At 41.7% G+C, this 16990-nt stretch carries 17 protein-coding genes; 10 read left to right on the top strand and 7 right to left on the bottom strand.

Features of this window, described 5'->3' with window-relative positions; translation table 11 throughout:
- Positions 1–46 precede the first annotated feature (46 nt).
- Together AAEY78_RS09065 and AAEY78_RS09060 are read left to right on the top strand one after the other, a co-directional pair.
- Positions 47–1873, top strand: coding sequence for a prepilin peptidase (locus tag AAEY78_RS09065; RefSeq protein WP_352339024.1), 1827 nt, complete (start codon positions 47–49; stop codon positions 1871–1873).
- Positions 1874–2035: 162 nt separating this feature from the next.
- Positions 2036–2209, top strand: a complete 174-nt coding sequence (locus AAEY78_RS09060) for an SEC-C metal-binding domain-containing protein (protein WP_352339023.1) — start codon at positions 2036–2038, stop codon at positions 2207–2209.
- Positions 2210–2419: 210 nt separating this feature from the next.
- On the opposite strand, the gene AAEY78_RS09055 is transcribed toward AAEY78_RS09060, so the two are convergent.
- Complete coding sequence (locus AAEY78_RS09055) at positions 2420–2701, bottom strand: DUF503 domain-containing protein (RefSeq protein WP_352339022.1); 282 nt, start codon at positions 2699–2701, stop codon at positions 2420–2422.
- Positions 2702–2814: 113 nt separating this feature from the next.
- Here AAEY78_RS09055 and AAEY78_RS09050 point away from each other — a divergent pair, with 113 nt between their 5' ends.
- On the top strand, positions 2815–3036 hold the full coding sequence (locus AAEY78_RS09050) for a hypothetical protein (protein WP_182405030.1): 222 nt from the start codon (positions 2815–2817) through the stop codon (positions 3034–3036).
- Here the strand turns inward: AAEY78_RS09050 and AAEY78_RS09045 are convergent.
- On the bottom strand, positions 3033–3641 hold the full coding sequence (locus AAEY78_RS09045; protein WP_352339021.1) for a GNAT family N-acetyltransferase: 609 nt from the start codon (positions 3639–3641) through the stop codon (positions 3033–3035). The two genes, AAEY78_RS09050 and AAEY78_RS09045, sit on opposite strands and share 4 nt — an antisense overlap.
- A gap of 169 nt (positions 3642–3810) precedes the next feature.
- Positions 3811–5457, bottom strand: coding sequence for an FAD-dependent oxidoreductase (locus tag AAEY78_RS09040; protein ID WP_352339020.1), 1647 nt, complete (start codon positions 5455–5457; stop codon positions 3811–3813).
- Between the two features lie 233 nt (positions 5458–5690).
- Between AAEY78_RS09040 and truD the strand changes: the two genes are divergently transcribed.
- Complete coding sequence (gene truD, locus AAEY78_RS09035; protein ID WP_352339019.1) at positions 5691–6917, top strand: tRNA pseudouridine(13) synthase TruD; 1227 nt, start codon at positions 5691–5693, stop codon at positions 6915–6917.
- 90 nt (positions 6918–7007) lie between these two features.
- Here truD and AAEY78_RS09030 read toward each other — a convergent pair whose 3' ends face one another.
- The gene (locus tag AAEY78_RS09030; RefSeq protein WP_352339018.1) at positions 7008–8534 is read right to left on the bottom strand and encodes a GGDEF domain-containing protein; all 1527 of its coding nucleotides are present in this window, start codon (positions 8532–8534) and stop codon (positions 7008–7010) included.
- A gap of 258 nt (positions 8535–8792) precedes the next feature.
- A complete protein-coding gene (locus AAEY78_RS09025; protein WP_352339017.1) occupies positions 8793–9662 on the bottom strand; it encodes a PHP domain-containing protein in 870 nt (289 codons plus the stop codon).
- Positions 9663–9896: 234 nt separating this feature from the next.
- Here AAEY78_RS09025 and ispZ point away from each other — a divergent pair, with 234 nt between their 5' ends.
- The 4 genes from ispZ to mnmC2 all read left to right on the top strand — a co-directional run bounded on the left by ispZ (position 9897) and on the right by mnmC2 (position 13655).
- Positions 9897–10448, top strand: coding sequence for a septation protein IspZ (gene ispZ, locus AAEY78_RS09020; RefSeq protein WP_352339016.1), 552 nt, complete (start codon positions 9897–9899; stop codon positions 10446–10448).
- A 79-nt stretch (positions 10449–10527) separates the two neighbouring features.
- Positions 10528–10878 carry a YciI family protein gene (locus tag AAEY78_RS09015; protein ID WP_352339015.1) on the top strand — a complete coding sequence of 117 codons (351 nt, stop codon included), beginning with the start codon at positions 10528–10530 and terminating at the stop codon, positions 10876–10878.
- 92 nt (positions 10879–10970) lie between these two features.
- Entirely contained in the window at positions 10971–11327 is a 357-nt protein-coding gene (locus tag AAEY78_RS09010) for a hypothetical protein (RefSeq protein ID WP_352339014.1), read from the top strand.
- A 165-nt stretch (positions 11328–11492) separates the two neighbouring features.
- Positions 11493–13655 (top strand): tRNA (5-methylaminomethyl-2-thiouridine)(34)-methyltransferase MnmC2, encoded by a 2163-nt coding sequence (gene mnmC2, locus AAEY78_RS09005; protein ID WP_352339013.1) that lies wholly within the window; start codon positions 11493–11495, stop codon positions 13653–13655.
- A gap of 58 nt (positions 13656–13713) precedes the next feature.
- Here the strand turns inward: mnmC2 and yiaA are convergent, their stop codons facing one another.
- Entirely contained in the window at positions 13714–14274 is a 561-nt protein-coding gene (yiaA, locus tag AAEY78_RS09000) for an inner membrane protein YiaA (RefSeq protein ID WP_352339012.1), read from the bottom strand.
- 227 nt (positions 14275–14501) lie between these two features.
- Here yiaA and AAEY78_RS08995 point away from each other — a divergent pair, with 227 nt between their 5' ends.
- Positions 14502–15158: a hypothetical protein gene (locus AAEY78_RS08995; protein WP_352339011.1), complete on the top strand. Its 657-nt coding sequence runs from the start codon at positions 14502–14504 to the stop codon at positions 15156–15158.
- Between the two features lie 58 nt (positions 15159–15216).
- Positions 15217–15819, top strand: coding sequence for a hypothetical protein (locus AAEY78_RS08990; RefSeq protein ID WP_352339010.1), 603 nt, complete (start codon positions 15217–15219; stop codon positions 15817–15819).
- Positions 15820–15881: 62 nt separating this feature from the next.
- Here the strand turns inward: AAEY78_RS08990 and AAEY78_RS08985 are convergent, their stop codons facing one another.
- Positions 15882–16736 carry a DUF4230 domain-containing protein gene (locus AAEY78_RS08985; RefSeq protein WP_352339009.1) on the bottom strand — a complete coding sequence of 285 codons (855 nt, stop codon included), beginning with the start codon at positions 16734–16736 and terminating at the stop codon, positions 15882–15884.
- Positions 16737–16990: the final 254 nt, after the last annotated feature.

Here is a 16990-nt window from a genome sequence, read left to right as displayed (position 1 = left end):
TATATGTTAAGTTTAATCAATATTTAAGAAAATTAAAGGAATAATAATGTTTGATAGAAAAAATCACAGAAGCGAAGCAGAGGTTTTTAACGATTTAGAATTATTGTGCCAGTCTGGTGGATATTTACATACTATTGCATACTTTTGTTTTAGAGATAACACTGTACGATATGGCGAAGAAATACAGAAGGAAGACTTTTTAGAACAGTATGGTACGGATAGACTATTACGCATTGAGATATCTACATTAATCGGTTTAGCATGTACAGCTGAATTAAATGTAAATTTACCAACTCCTGCTAAAATGCAGGAGTATATAGAGAAAACAGAAGCTTTGCTTTTAGAACTTCATCATTCAATGATGCCTGATGTTTCAGATATGTTTAAACTAGACGCTAATAATCAACCAGATAAAAGCTACAACCCCCTTAATAAAGGTGCTTTCTTGAGAGAACCTATATTTTATGGAGGCGAATCAGCCTATCACTTCCAATACAGAGATTTATCAAAGTCAAAGTACAAAAATAATGAAGATTGGATAATAAAAAACAAGGGCTATTCACTAGATGAGTTATTCATTATTATTGAATCTATTGGTTCTTTACAACTTAAAAAGGTTAACAATGTACTATCTAAGGTTTTGCAAAAACATCCTGATGAATGGACAGCTTTAGATGCATATACTTTCACAATAGATGAAATAGAAACCGAGTTACCCATACCTTTGTCTAAACCTTTAATAAGAAAGATAATTGAGTCTTTTGTATCAATTGATGACTACGAATTCAAAAGGCCTGATGATTTTAACCAAAAAAATGCTTTTCCAATAATAAAGCTAGATGAGAGTAGATATCTTCTTTTTCAAAACTATAGTTTGTTGGAAGCATTATATGAGTCTCCTTTCTTTTGGTTCTGGGATGATGAATCTTACCGTAGTACCGCAATGACGAATCGAGGCAACTTTACGGAAGATTTTTCCGTAAGTAGGCTAAAAAGTGTTTTTGGGAATAGTAGAGTTTTTCAAGGTGTCAACATTCTTGAAAAGAAAGGGGTAATTGCTGGAGAAATAGATGTTTTAGTATTATTTGCAAACAGAGCTATTGTTTTGCAAGCTAAATCTAAGAAGCTTACTCTAGAATCTAGAAAAGGTAATGATTTAGCTATAAAAAACGACTTTAAGAAAGCTGTTCAAGATGCGTATGATCAAGCTTATTTATGCTCTGAACTTCTAGTAAGTAAAAGTTATAAACTTGAAGATAAAGATGGAAACAGTATAGATATTTCAAATATTGAATTCCAAGAAGTATATCCAGTATGTATTGTATCAGACCACTACCCTGCTCTATTCTTTCAAACTAAACAATTCTTAAAATTTAAAAAAACTGACATCATTAAAGCTCCTTTTATTATGGATGTTTTCTTTCTAGATGTTTTTGCCGAAATGCTTAATACACCATTATATTTTTTGAGTTATCTGAATAGAAGAACAAACTATTCAGACAGCGTTATGGCTACGCATGAAATGACCATTCTTGCATACCATCTAATACATAATTTATGGGTTGATGGTATAGATTACATGCATATAGGAGACGATTTTAATGCTGAATTAGATATGTCAATGTTAACTAGAAGAGATGGTCTGAACTCTATACAGACTCCAAAAGGAATACTTACAAAATATCAGGGTACTATAGTTGGAAAATATCTTTCTGATGTTGAAAGAATGAATAATCCAAGTACAGTAGACTTTGGATTCTTACTACTAACAATCAATGAGCAATCAATTCAACAGATCAATGAAGTTGTTGAATTAATTTGCAGTAAAAGCTTAATAGATGGTAAAAATCATGATTTTACAATTGGATTTTAACATGGCAATGGTGAAGGTTTAACAATTCATTGCAACTACAATGACTATAATATTACTAAAGAAAAATTAGAAGATCATGCTAGAAAAAGAAAATATTATACAAAGTCTAAAAAATGGCATGCTATCTGTATTGACCCTGATACAAAAAATATTAGATTTGGTATGAAGCTCGACTTCCCTTGGGAGTATTCGCAAGAGATGGAACAAGCCACTTCCCACATGGCAAAACCTCTATCAACTTTCAATCCTAAAACGAGAATTATGCCTAAAAAAACAGGGAGAAACGAAAAGTGCTCTTGCGGTAGTGGGAAAAAATATAAGAAGTGTTGTTTGTAACTTTCCAGCTTTTGATTAAAATCATAATAGACTCTCTTTATATAACAGTTACCCCAAAACAAAGTTTAGCCCCGAGTGCAGCGGTTGTTATCCTTGATTGAGGTGACTTAGCTAAGGGCGGTATCAAGACGATATGAACGCTACTGGCTATTAGTCACCGCTCTAGTGGCTAACCAAAATATGAGTGGAAAGCGCCATTAGCGCCCTTAACTAAACAAACTCCCTCACCACATTTATCACTCGACCATCTACCGTACGCTCTATTTTCGCCTCTAACTGACTACACTGCGATTCAACTTCACGTCTCGACAGCCCGACTATTACGAAAGTCCATTCACTGGCATCATGCCTATCACGCTCACCGCTTTCACATACCGCAACGCTTGGACTATTGCCAAAGCGCGCATGCAAGCCGCCCATACGTTGGCGCTTTTCCTTCAACGAGCCACATCCGGGTAAAGAAAACGTCAAAGTGAGAACTCCAATGTGCATGTTATTTTCCTTACTACAGAAAGGGAAAGCAACTCAGCTTTCAAGCGCCTTACAGACAGTGCAATCCGCATACTGTTATGATGCGATTAATAATGAATAACGACCGCTGAGAGATGACTATGTGGCAAATATATCTGTTTATTCTACCGATTGGCTTGGGCATTATGACCTTGGTTGCTAGCCTGATGTGTCTGTTTGCCTATTTGACTTCTAATGAAAATGCCACGCGCCTGCCTGCATTTAAATGGTTTAAACGCTTACTCATTGTGGCATTCATTTTGCTGAGTATCGGTATTTTTTTGACATTTAATAACTTCTGGGTGAGCCATCGCTAAGGGAGTGATTTTGCCAATTCTAAAAAGAATAAACCTTCTTTTTTGGGTTCGCCATTATTACCATCTTCTGGAAATGGCTCGGTATTACCGGTGCTGAGATAGCCACGGCGCTGGTAATAGTCGAGCAGATTTAGGCGACCGTTTAATACCAACATTTTGATGACAGTAGGGTTTTCCGCACCAGTAGATGAGTTGTCAATTGATGAATTCTTAGTTGATAAATGACGCTGTGCAAAGGTTTCTGCTGCCTGTAGCAAAGTGCTACCGACGCCATTGCCTTGCAGTTCAGGATGTACCGCAAACATGCCGATATGGGCGCAACCATCTTCTATGCCGACATTAATACAACCTAATATATCGCCACTTTCTATGCCGTCACGTTGAGCATTGTCTGTTTTTGGATAAACAAACAGATATTGTTTTGGGTCAGCGATGACACCTCTTAGCTCGTCTTGATTGGTACGAATGCCATCGACCAGCTCAAACTCATTTGTCCAGCCTTCATCAATGCGATAGCAACGATTAAGAAAGCTCTCAAGCGCAGGAATATCACTGGGAACTGCTAAGCGCAAAAATACAGCGCTATCTATATGGTTATCGGTCATATACCTCTCACTATTTAATTTTAAAAATCTAACTTTGAAAAATTAACTTTAAAAAAGGCTACCAAGATAAAATGAATGGTAGCCTTTTTCATGCTTATTTCTGCAAATGTTATTTCCGATTATTATTTATGACTATGAATATATCTCTAACTATTTTAGCTGATTTTTATTAACGCGATAAAGCATGAGCTTGGGCAATAATATCAAATCCAGCGTTAATCTGTGCGCGCGTTGGTGCATGACCAAGACGTAGTAATTCACCAAAGGCTATCAACTCTTTATCGTGTCCAAGCGTACTGGCGGCAGTGGCGCGGCTATTATCGTCTTCATCGTCAAAATAATATTCAATATAATTGAGCGTATCCGGTGCTCCGATTAAAATATTATAATCGGGCGTTTTAGCATGACCGCTATAGCGCAAGCTTTTGCCATATTGCATCGTCCAAAAGAACGGTACACGTTCATCAAGTGAATGGACGCTATTATCTTTTAAAATTGCCGCTGCCGTGACCAAACCATGTTGCAACGCCACACGCCAATGCTCAATGCGCAGCCGACCCATTTGCCCATCTGCATTGGCAATATCGCCCAGCGCATAGACGCCATCGCGCAGTTGCAGATGACTGTCAACCTTAACGCCCTCACGAGGATTAATTGCCTCGCCCAGTAATTTGGTACGTGGTAATACGCCTGTGCCCAAAATCACAATATCGGCAGCTATTTGCTCTCCATCGGCAAGGGTGATACTACCTACCTTTGTCGCACTGTCGCTATGTTCATTGCCATTAATAGCGTTGACAGTGGCATCGAGTACAAATTTAATGCCATTATCTTTATGCAGTTTAATTAACGCATTGCTGACGGTTTCTGAGATGATATTGCCCATCACGCGCTGGTTTTGTCCAATAATAGTAATGGATTTGCTCGTACCTGCCTGCGCTAATGCTGACGCGACTTCCATACCGATAAAGCCCATACCAACGATGACGACATTTTTATTTTCAGTGGCAGCTTTAATAACTTTGGCATCATCCATACTGCGCAAGGTATAGACACCATCAAGGTCAGCCCCTTTTATGGGCGGTACGATGGGTGATGCACCCGTTGCGACGACTAGATAATCGGCACTGAGCTTTTCATTAGTAGCTTTTTCACTGTTACCTTTATCATTGCCATTATTAAGAATTAACGTACGTTCATTCGGCAATACTTCGCTAACGGTTTCGTTTAATCGTAGCTCAATATTTTGTTTTTCCGCCCAATCTGCACCACCCAGTAACAATTTATCTTCAGCCATATTACCTGCTAAAAATGCTTTGGATAATAGGGTGCGATTATAAGGCGCTTTATCATCAGCACTGATGATTGTAATTTTACCGCCATAGCCCGTGTTACGCAGATGATGCGCGGTCATAAAGCCAGCCGCTCCGCCACCAACGATAACCGTATGGGTGTCTGTTATTTTATTATTAGCAATGGACGCCTCTATCTTTTTGGTGGTATCAACCGTTAGACTGTCGCCATTATCAGTAAGCTCATATTGCGTAAGACCTTCCGTTGCTACGGGTTCTAACAATGTGCCATCACGACTGTCAAAGGTCGCATGATGCCAAGGACAAATCACGCGATTGCCACAACGTAATCCTGTACCCAAGTCTGCACCAGCGTGCGGACACTTACCATTAAAGGCATGAAACTCATCATCGTCACGAGTGATTAAAATGATACTATTATCGTCTTGCTTATACGACTTCATACCACCATTTGGAATGTCAGCTTTATTGATGGTTACGGTATTAATCTTTGATTCAGTCATAAGTCATCCTTAACGGTAGCGATTGCTGCCTTGTTAGTTATTATAATTAAGCAATTTTTTGCCCTGAATAAAATAGCTTCATAAATACATAGACAGCCTTGATAGTAGCAAGCCAAATTCTGTTCAGCTGTATACTTGTATGGCTGGCGCGTAGCAAAACGTAAACTGATAACATTCTGACCTTTTTATAACTATTTTTAACGATTCCTATAACCCTCATTGAAGCCTATTTTATGACTGATCATGCCTGTCCTGTATCCATATCACCGACTGCTACCCTACCGAAAGATAATGCACTATCTGTAGCAACGCTTGATATAACCACGCTCGACATAACAGCAATAGCGGATACTGCCAAACTACCACAACCGCTGACACCGCCAATTTTGCAAGCACGTTATAAAGCAGTTGCAACTGACTTTGTGGTTAATGAAATCCTGCCCAATACCTTCACTGGTGAAGGTGAACATTTATGGCTACATATCCAAAAAATAGGTATGAATACTGCTTATCTCGCGAAGCTATTGGCTGAATGGGCAGATATTCCACTGCGCGATGTGGGATATTCGGGGTTAAAAGACAGGCACGCCTTAACAACGCAGTGGTTTAGTTTACGTATTCCCAAAAAGCAATTACCGCCAACCACTTTTGCGCCTGTTGACCTTGGTAACGATGAAACCGTACAAATACTGGCACAGTACTGGCATCATAAAAAATTGGGTCGCGGTGCGCATCAAGCCAATCAATTTATCATTACCTTACGTGATGTTCAGTTAGCAACGGATATTTTAGATGCGGAACAGCAGCTCATTGCAGAACAAAAAATTGCTCAGCATTTAGAACATATCAATCAAATGGGCGTACCCAATTATTTTGGTCCGCAGCGCTTTGGTCATGGCGGTAATAATATTAAAGAGGCGCTAAGATTATTTGCTGAACCTGCACGAAAAAATAATGTTAAAAATAAGCGCAAACGTGCGCCACAAGAGCACCATACGATGGCATTGTCTGCTGCACGCAGCTTGATATTTAATGAGATTTTAGCGGTGCGAGTACGTGATGGCAGCTGGAATAAAGGCATAGCAGGAGAAGTATTTAATCTCAACGGTTCAGGTTCGATATTTGCCAGTGAAGAAATAGACGACGCCTTACGCGGACGACTTATTGAAGGCGATATTCATCCCACTGCCCCATTATGGGGCGTAGATAATGATAAGGTAAGCGGTGCAGCGGCAGTGTTAGAAAATAGTGTGGTACAGCAAAATACAGTATTAACGCAGCTGGCAACAGGGCTTACGCAACGCGATATTAAGGCGCAACGGCGGGCTTTACGCTTACCGATTAAGGATTTAAAGTGGGAATGGCAGGACGCGCAAACGTTGATATTACGCTTTAGTTTGCCAACGGGTACCTTTGCTACCAGCGTGCTTGCCGCTTTGGTACAACAGTTACATCTATAATTGAATTGATGGTTCACAAAGGCTAAACCCTTGCTTGAGCTATCTTACGAACTATTTTCATTAAGAACTATTTTCCATTTATCAGCCAAATTAAGTGCCGTAATGTGGTTCCAGAATAATGCCTTTTGCAAGTAGCTCATTGGCACTAAGGACCCGATTGCGCCCCCTTTCTTTGGCTTTATACAGTGCTTTATCCGCTGTACTGATCATACAGTTGCAAATTTCACTGGCGAACAGCTCTTGCTGTTGTTGATTGAGGTTCAGTACCGCCCGCTTATCTAAGCGCGGTTTTGACCGATAGTGTCCATTTAATTCAAGGCTCCTAGCACTGGCATGGGCTTTTAGATTGATAAATGAACCGCCATTACTGATAGTCCAGTTTCCTGTAGACAGACTGGTATCGGCAGGTTTCCATTCTTGCTTAATACGCTGTAATTTATCATAGACTAAGGTATAGAGACCCATACTTGCGGTTACCTGAAGTACCGCGTCACCCTCAAGCTGTACGATATGTTCAGCGATATTTTCGCGTAATTGCTCAGCAAGTGCCATCGCCTGATCATGCCCTGTATCTGGCAGCATCACTAAAAACTCCTCACCGCCATAACGACTGACCACGCCTTGATCAGCAAAGGTGTGCGTGAGTATTTTCGCCATGTCGCACAGCACCTGATCACCCACCTCATGACCATATTTATCGTTGATGCTTTTAAACCAATCCAAATCCATTAAGATAACGCTGGTATCGTGTCCAGCACTGGTGGTCACTATAGTTTGCTGCATTCTGCTCAACCCAAAGCGTCGATTGTTTAGGTTGGTCAGCCCGTCTTGGTTAGCATGCTGTAGGATTTCTTTTTTACTGTTATCTACTATTAATAATAATAAACGAAAGACATAAACCATAAAAATGGCTTTTGGTAAGGCAAGATACAAATGGGTTGAGCGCCAAAAAAACGATGAGGATAAACGCAGCTTGTGTACCATCTCCCAACTGATGGTGCCATTTTTAAAGATAGATGCGGTAATCGCGTTTTCTAACGTGGTGGTTTCGCTATAGGTTAGATAGCTGTAAGTATCGAGGGGAATTGAAGTGATGGTAAGCTGGCGTAAATTGGGCATGTTAATACCCAAATAAGGGATAAGGGTGACGATAATAATAAATACAATTTGCCATAAAAAGGCATACCAAATATAGCGCCTTCGCAGTAGCATCATCCCAAGCATTGCCCCACCCATCAGCGATACACCCGAGACCAAGCTGCTATGCCCCATAACCAGTACCATGACTGTAATATATAGGCTATAAATAATAATTAACGCCACTTGCCAATAATGCAGACGCTGAGAATCATTTTTTATGCGAGCAAAGTGCCCAACCATAAACCAAAAGTACAGCCCCAATACGGTAACGCCTGCCCATAATGAATATAGCAAGGTCATGTCTACATATTTGCCATACATGTCTCGACGCAGCCATACAAATAAGCACCACAACCAATGTAATGAGACTTCCATAACGATGAACAGCGCCAACAGTGATGCTTTATCAGCCGCTTGCCACTCGAAAATAACTCGAGTAAGATTTTTATAGCTCAGTTGGTAAATCGATACCGCCATGAATGGACCACCACATGCGTTTTTGTGTTGCTATATTACAGCTTTGTTACTCACGAGTGTCGCAACTTTTAGGAAAATTAGCAATCGCTTTTTACGTATATTCGCTTATATATTAAGCATATATGTAACCATAGAATAAGATAAACTTTATTAAAAACCCCTTTATTATCAACTTAATTTGAGACGATTAAATGACAAATTAATAACAAATAATGCGCTTATTAGTATCATCTATAAGCTTACTTGAAACCGCTCGCGCTAGAACTGTTGCCAGATACCTTGCTGCTCAGGATTGACCGTGGGTACATCGCCAATACGTCGCCACGGCATGTTACTCCCATGATAGTCACTGCCAATAGAAACGGCTAACTCATGTTCGGCAATCGTCCGATCTACCATGCGCCGTGTACTCAGCGGTTCACTATTTGCGGGCAACTCACAACCATCACCGCCAAGCTCGGCAAATTCAGCAATCAGTTTACGCACTCTGGTCGCTGATAGCTGATAGCGAGTCGGATGCGCCAATACCGCTTTGCCACCGCACGCATGAATCAGCTCAATGCCACGCGCCATGCTAAGCGCCTCAATCGGCACATAAGCGGCTTTATTATCGGCAAGGTATTTATCAAAGGCTTTTTGTACTGTCTTGACTAAACCACGCTCAAACAAGACCTGCCCAATGTGCGCGCGCCCCACCGCTTGCGGGTTATTACCGGCTTTGGCACAAATCTCTTGCCATAGCTCATCATAATCAACGCTTAACAATGTACTCAACTTTTCAGTGATACGTTGACCACGCGTGGCGCGACTGTCTTGCAGCTGCTGCAAAGTGGCGTGCATCTGCTCACGGTCTGTAAAATTTAGCCCAAGCACGTGCACGATTTTATTGGTGGATTTATTTTTGCCATAACCGCCGTCTAAGGTATGCTCGCAGCTAATCTCAACACCATTAATCAGTTGCATGCCGCAGTCAGTAGCAGCCAACCTCGCCTCATCAATACCTTTTAAGGTGTCGTGATCGGTCAATGCCAACACAGTAACCCCAGCACTGTGCGCGCGCTGTATCACCTCGGCTGGCGCAAACGTACCATCTGAGTAGGTACTGTGACAATGTAAGTCAATTTTCATGGGGAAACCTTAGCTATGTTATGAATGGGGGTAAATCGTGTGCATGAGATAGGCGCATTTTAATCATTGAAACTTGAATGAGTGTGGCTTAAATATTCGTGACTTATATAGTGGTAACTTGAATAAGTATTGCCTAAATGAGTATGGCTTGAATGATTGTGACTTGTCGGCTTTTTTTTAGCACAGGACACGTGTAAACTAGCCTCTACGTTTTTGATGGACATCCTACCTGATATGAAAGCTTTATTAGACTTCATTCCCCTGATTGCCTTTTTTATTGCCGCCCGTACCCATGGTATTTTGGCAGCGGCAGGGGCATTATTAGTGACCACCCTCATTGTCTACGCGATTCATTTTGTCCGGCAAAAGGGTAAGTTTGATAAACAGCAATGGGTCGTCTTGCTATTAACCGTCGTCTTCTGTGGCGGCACCTTATTGCTACGCGATGATATCTATCTGCGCTGGAAATCGCCCATTATCAACGGTATTTTTGCCTTAACGCTATTGGTTAGTGCCGCAATTAATAAGCCACTGATGCAACTGGCGATGAAAGATGTCTTTAACTTATCTATGAGCGGCTGGAAAAAGCTGACCGTGGCGTGGGCGTTTTTCTTTATGCTCATGGGTGTCCTTCATTATATCACGGCATTTACTATGAGTGATGAGGCGTGGATTAACTTTAAAACCTATGGCTGGATTCCGATTATGTTGGTATTCGTAGTTGCTCAATTTGCAGTATTAAAAAAGCATTTAAACCCAGCATTAACGGATAAATCTGCCAAATAAATGATTAATAAATAAATACTGCTTATCCATAATAAGGCTTAAGCAGTGGCTAAAAACTACTACGTACTAAGGATATGACATGCCTTTATTTGCCATTATCGGTCATGATGTTGCCAATAGCGACGCTCAGCGCAAATTGACTCGTCCAGAGCACCTTGCTCGACTACAAGCAATGGATGCTGAGCAGCGCTTAGTGATTGCTGGACCGACGCCGATTGAACATGGTCAAAGCGCCATGTCTGGCAGTATTGTAATTGCTGACTTTGATTCGCTAGAGGCGGCGCAAGATTGGGCAGGCACTGAGCCATATCTACGTGATGGCGTGTACAGTCATGTCGATATTAAGCCCTTTATTCAGGTGTTGCCAAAACCTGAAGCAAACCAGTTAATAAATAAAGATGAAAACAAAATAGAGGCAAAAACATCGTGAGAGCATCGACGATACCGTTCATACTCGCAAAGCAGTCATTATCATTATATCGCTGCTATAGCCTAGCCATGGTTTTGCCTATAGCAATTCTCATGACAATAATGAGCGCACAGGCAGCACCAGCCGATACAGCAGTAACCACTCCACTGGATACTAACGTTACTGCAGAGGGTCAAATAGATGCGAGCTTAACCTCGGCTGCACTTGCACATACGCTTGCCATGCAGCGCCAGCCCGCGCCTACCACCCTTAGCACTGCCAATCAGAAATTAACCAGCGAAAATGTCAGCCTGCAACGGCAAGTAGATGACTTACAAACGCAAGTGAATGTGCTGATATACGAGAGCAAAGGTCAGCTGTTTGTGTATGGCGCGATGACCGCATTGCTTAGTTTAGCGCTTGGTGCATTCATTTCATGGCTGGTATTTAGAAATCGTGCACGCTGGTAGTGTGGCAATTAAATTAGTCGCAACTGATTTAGCTGCCGTTAAATTAACCACAATCAACATTACCTTCAGCCTTATCACGCGCCCAACAATGCGTATTATTCTAATGCCTACACAGTTTCTAATACCTGCACACTTTGCTTGTTCCCTTATCTGATGTGAGCCTGTATGTCTCAACCTATCGACTCTACCTTTAGCAATATTCCGCGTCGGTTCAGAAAACAAGCGGAGCAAGTCGCGCTCAAGCCATCTGAGCACCCTAATGTCATCACCCCAGCTAATATCGAATGGCAGACCGATGATATGGGCAATCAAGTGCCTATCTCTGGTAAATTTGGCGATGCCTATTTCTCCCATGCAGATGGCTTGGCAGAATCGCGCCATGTGTTTCTTAATGGCAATCAGTTGCCGGAGCGTTTAGCAACGTTAGCACCATATCAGTGCTTTACCATTGCTGAGCTGGGTTTCGGTACTGGGTTAAACTTCATTGCTGTGTGGTATCTATGGCAGAAGCTACGCGCAGCTCAGCGGCATTTGCATACAGCACGCCTGCATGTTATCAGTACCGAATTGCACCCGATACCTCTGCCTGACTTAACGCAGATACTGAGATTGTGGGCACAACGCGCGCCTGAATTAGCCAAGCTGATTGAGCCGTTATTAGCCAATTATCCACCCTTGATTGCTGGCTGCCATCGGCTAAACTTTATCAGTGATAATCTGACCCTTGATATTTGGCTGGGAGATGCCACTCATAGCTTATCAAAACTAAATAAGAATCCTACTGACCAGCCCACGCCCCATATTGATGCTTGGTTTTTAGATGGTTTTGCCCCTGCTTGTAATGAGTCTTTGTGGGCGGATAGCGTTTTTGCTCAAGTGCAACGCTTATCGCAAATAGACACCACCGTCGCTACTTATAGCTGTGCCGGCATCGTAAAACGCAGTTTGCAAGACATTGGTTTTGAAGTTAAAAAAATTACAGGATTTGGGCGCAAGCGTGAGATGCTAACGGCGACTATGACGAATGCGGCAATAGCCAGTGATAAGTTGCCAACAAGACCGCAAACAGAACCACAAAAAGCCGTTACCCGCCCAACCCATAGCGCGGTTATTGGTGCAGGTGTAGCAGGATTAATGACCGCATGGGCATTGGCAAATCGCGGTATCAAGGTGACGTTATTAGACAAGGACGCGCCGCTTTCAGGCGCATCCGGTAATCCGCGCGCCCTACTCGCGCCTAAGATGACCCCGATTCATCATGTTGATGAGCACTTGCATACTATCAGCTATCTGTATACCAGCCGATTCTATCGTTACTTAAACGAGCAAGCCGCTATCCGCCATGCACCGCTGATACTTGAACCGACTGGCGCGCTTGAAATGTTGGTCAAATCTAACGTCAGTATTGATGAGATTGCCGATTATCCAAATGCTATGGCAACAACCTTATCTGCTAACCAAGCTAAAACGACAACTGGGCTTAATACGATTGATTTAGCGGAAAACTTGTATTTACCCAAGTCTGGTCTGGTCAATCCGCAAGCTTTAAAAAACGAAATACTCCGTCACCCGTTAATTACTTTTAAAGCGTTAGTCGTCACGCAGATAGATGAAACTGCCGATAATGTTCGTATTAATGGTTACATTGATACGGCTAATAACGGTCAAGATAATGATGTTAAAAATAATAGAGATAATAAGAAAACTGACATTATTATTGAAACTACTGAAGCAGATAATGTCATCATTTGCGCCGCTTACGAAGGTCGTAAATTAGACAGTCGCATTGCTCATTGTCGTACTATTCGCGGGCAGCTGTCTTGGTTCAGTCCCACTATTAAGCAGCTGGCTGAATTGCCGAAAATACCGCTGAAATATAGCGGTTATTGCTCACCATTTATTGCGCAACTAGGCGATGCTAGGCTAAACAATATGATAGAGGGGCAAGCGCAGTTTTTACTGGGTGCCAGCTTTATAGATGCCGATACAGATACGCGCATTCGCCTAGAGGAAAACCAGCAAAACCGTAATAAATTGATTGCTGATATTCCGGAGCTGGAGGGTATTTTGCCAAGTGATACCGATAATTGGCAGGCGCGCGCAGGCATTCGTACCCAGACGATAGATTATCATCCTTTAGTTGGCTTACTGACAGGCAGTCAGCGTATTTGGACGTTATCGGCAATGGGTGCAAAAGGATATGCTATTGCGCCATTATGTGCAGAGACGTTAGTGGATATAATGCTCGGGACATTTCCGCCTTTATCAGCGAATATGGTGGCAAAAATATCGCCAAATCGCGCCCGTGTTCATACTTTGAGACAGTAAGTTCATGCTGAGTGTTTTGAACACAATGGCCGATGCTTAATAATTATTTAAGAGACTTTTACTCTTTATTATCAATGCGGGATTTGACCGCGCCAAATAGTGACTTCCCTGATTCAGCGGTATTTTGATGAGGCAACTTGGTCGCACTATTATTAGAAGGGTCACGTGAGCTGAGCGTTGGCGAAATTAATGCTAGAATCTGCGCCTCGTCACGGGTGTTTTTCTGAATTGTCACTGCAGCAAACAAACTCATAGTAAATGCCATCATATAAAAGCCCTTTTCACTTAGGCTCAAGCCAGCTGCATTTAACAGTCCGATAGCAATCAATACCACTGACAATGCCAATGCTGCCCAACTGATCATATAATATAACTGTGTGGTCGGAATGCCTTCAGCACGGTCACGTAGGGTCTTTTGCAGACTGATTGCTGCATATAATCCGAGCGCTAATACGGCCAGATAATAGCCCTTTTCATTAAGCAGCATACTTTCGGCATTCCATAAGCCAAACAAATACGCCAAGATACCAACCAACATCACCGCCCAAGAAGTGCCTACATAAGCGGTGGTCGGTTTATAAGCCGCTAACTGACTTTTACTAATGGTATCATTGTCCATATCATCATCCTTAATGAGTATAAATAGGTACAGGTGGGCTTTAACTAGAAATAACAGATTGGTAAACTATCGATGGCTAATGGCTCTTAAAATAGCATAGCCGTGCTATATTGTAAGCTAAAAAATTAGTTAGTATAACTTAATTATATTTTCTATTTTTTAACGTTGATTCATCACTATTACTACTCTTGTTAGCAATTCCAAGTTTTTAATGGCAGCGCCTCACTATGTCTTTTTTTGCGTTACTCATCTTGCTTAGTTTGATTGTGATTGTCCCTCTTATTTTTGTAATGAAAGAAAAAAGTAAACATTTACAAGCAGACTCCACACACCGTCATCAAGAATATTTGGCAACGGTGAAGTCAACAGCGCCAGAAAAGATATTAAATAGTGATATTAATAAAAGCACAGCTGACCGTGATAATTCCGCGACGCCTCATCCAAGTACTGCTCAACGCTTAATTATTGACTTTAACGCGCAGCATCCGTTTATTCAGCTGCTTTATGATGAGCAATTGCCACTCGCTTTTCGGGAAACGATGGATGCTATCGGACAACAATACGAGCGCACTCATCATCAGCATTTGACCAAATCGCAGCTTTTTACCCTGAATAAACTTATCGAGAGCCGTATTCCAGAGTTATTACGTGACTATTTGAGCTTAGACCCTAATTATGCAACGACGGTGATTATTGATAAGCACAAGACGAGCACCAGCTATACTATGGTGCTTGAGCAATTACAATCTATCTTGGATTTCACTCAAAAAATTAACAATCAGAGTCAAAGTGGCGTAGTGGATAAACTGCTTGCCAGCCGGCGCTATCTCGATGAAGTGGCGCAAGACAGTGGTATGGCTGATGATATTTTCACAATAAAATAAGCAGAAAACTACAAGCCTTATCGTTTGTATATCACCCCTTTAAAAAAAGAGCGCGTTTATGAAAAGCCCATTAAAAACCCTTGTTTGGCTACCAGCATCATTGATAGTCGCGGCTTTTAGCTTGAATACATTGAGTGGATGTCAAGAATCTCCCACGCCTAAAATTACTGAAATTACTGGAACGCATGAAGAAATAGCGTCAAATGACCAAAATGTAGCAGTAAACAGTCATAACAATCAGGATTCATCCGCAACAACAGTCAATACGCAAAATACAGATACTATTGCCCAATCAGCAGCCCCAATTGCAGAGTCAGCAGAAATACCCAATTCTGAGACCATGCCGCTTAGCACTCAGCAACCCAGAGGGACGCAAGTCACCGATGTCCATTATCGTAGCGCAGCAGGCGAGACCTTATCTGTAGTCTTTCAGACCTCAGCAACTGGCGTCTTAAATGCGGTTATTACCTTATCTAATGACGCCAAAATGGCCCTAAGTGCGCCTGAAGGACAAGGCAATAACCCGACTTATCGTTCAGCCGATGGCAAGATAGAGCTGGTCAGTCATCAAGGCGGCACAGTTATAGATTTGATTCGCAATGACACCGTAACCAGTTTTACTGCGACTAGTGCGAAAGCGGAAGTGATTACTCAAACTTAAAATGATCTAACTTTAAAATCATCCAAACTTAAAACAGAAGTAAAATTAAAAATAAATTTTACTTAAGATGTCTTGGCACTAGATTGTTTTGCTAATGGCATCTGACATGCGCCAGCGCCTTGAGTCGTCACCGTTACTACGGCACCTGTTAAAGAAAACAACTGCTGTAACTGAGTTTGAGCATTTTTTAGTGCCATATCCATTATGTCGCCACGACAAGCGCGCTCAAGCACTTCTTTTTTTGCCATACTTTGCGCTTGTTGCAAGATTTTAGGATCAACTTTCATCAGTCCAAAAGCACCTGTTTGCCAATCATAGATTTCAATATTATCGAGATAAACAGAAAATATCTCTGACGGTGGCAAAGTTATATTAATTTGCGGCATGGTAGCAATAGAGCTTGCGCTTTCAGCAACGGGCATATCATTATCTACATTTTTAGAATTCTTAGCCTTTTCAATACCTGCTGGTTGCACCACTTGCACCATCTCAGGCGTGAGTGCACTTAAATCAATCCCCGCCTCTACTCGACCATGAGCAATAAATAAGCCTTTCTGCTCATCTTGCCACAGCTTCATCCAGCTGCCTTGTTTTTGGCTAGTTATCACGGTATCTACGCTAAAGGCAATGGTTTGCAGCTGATTAAGCTGCTGTATTTGGGTCACCACGCCTTCACGAGTAATGGTTTCAATCGGCGCTTCTTCTATCGCTTTGTTCTGCATATTATAAAAGGTATAAGCAAGCGCTAAAAAGCTGAGTAATAATACTGCCCATGTCGATTTTGAAACCGATTGCGGGTTTTTTGGCTGCTTGGTTAAGATTTTGTTTACCTCTACTGGTTCATGTTTATCGTTACTATTGGCGTTATTGCTATCATTATTTTTCTTGGCGACATTTTTCTTATCATTAGTTTTCATGGCTATGATTTCACTGTGTTATTGGTTTTTATAATAAGCGATTAATGCGTCTGTCAGATAGTCACTTCAAGGTGTCGCTACCGATTGTCTACATTTAATATGGGTTTAGGTCGTGGGTTTAGGCGCTGTATCGGTCTAAATCGCAAAAAGGGATTGCGTCTTAGACGAAGTTTACCTACCATAGTCTGATTGTATCGAGAAACTATCGACATAGATTTATTGATCAGGCTTGCAGACCGATTAATGGGCGCATT

The organism is Psychrobacter sp. 16-MNA-CIBAN-0192 (assembly GCF_040309565.1).
Lineage (GTDB): Bacteria > Pseudomonadota > Gammaproteobacteria > Pseudomonadales > Moraxellaceae > Psychrobacter.
The sequence above is the reverse complement of the archived record's forward strand: the minus strand, read 5'-3'. Positions and strand labels throughout refer to the sequence as shown.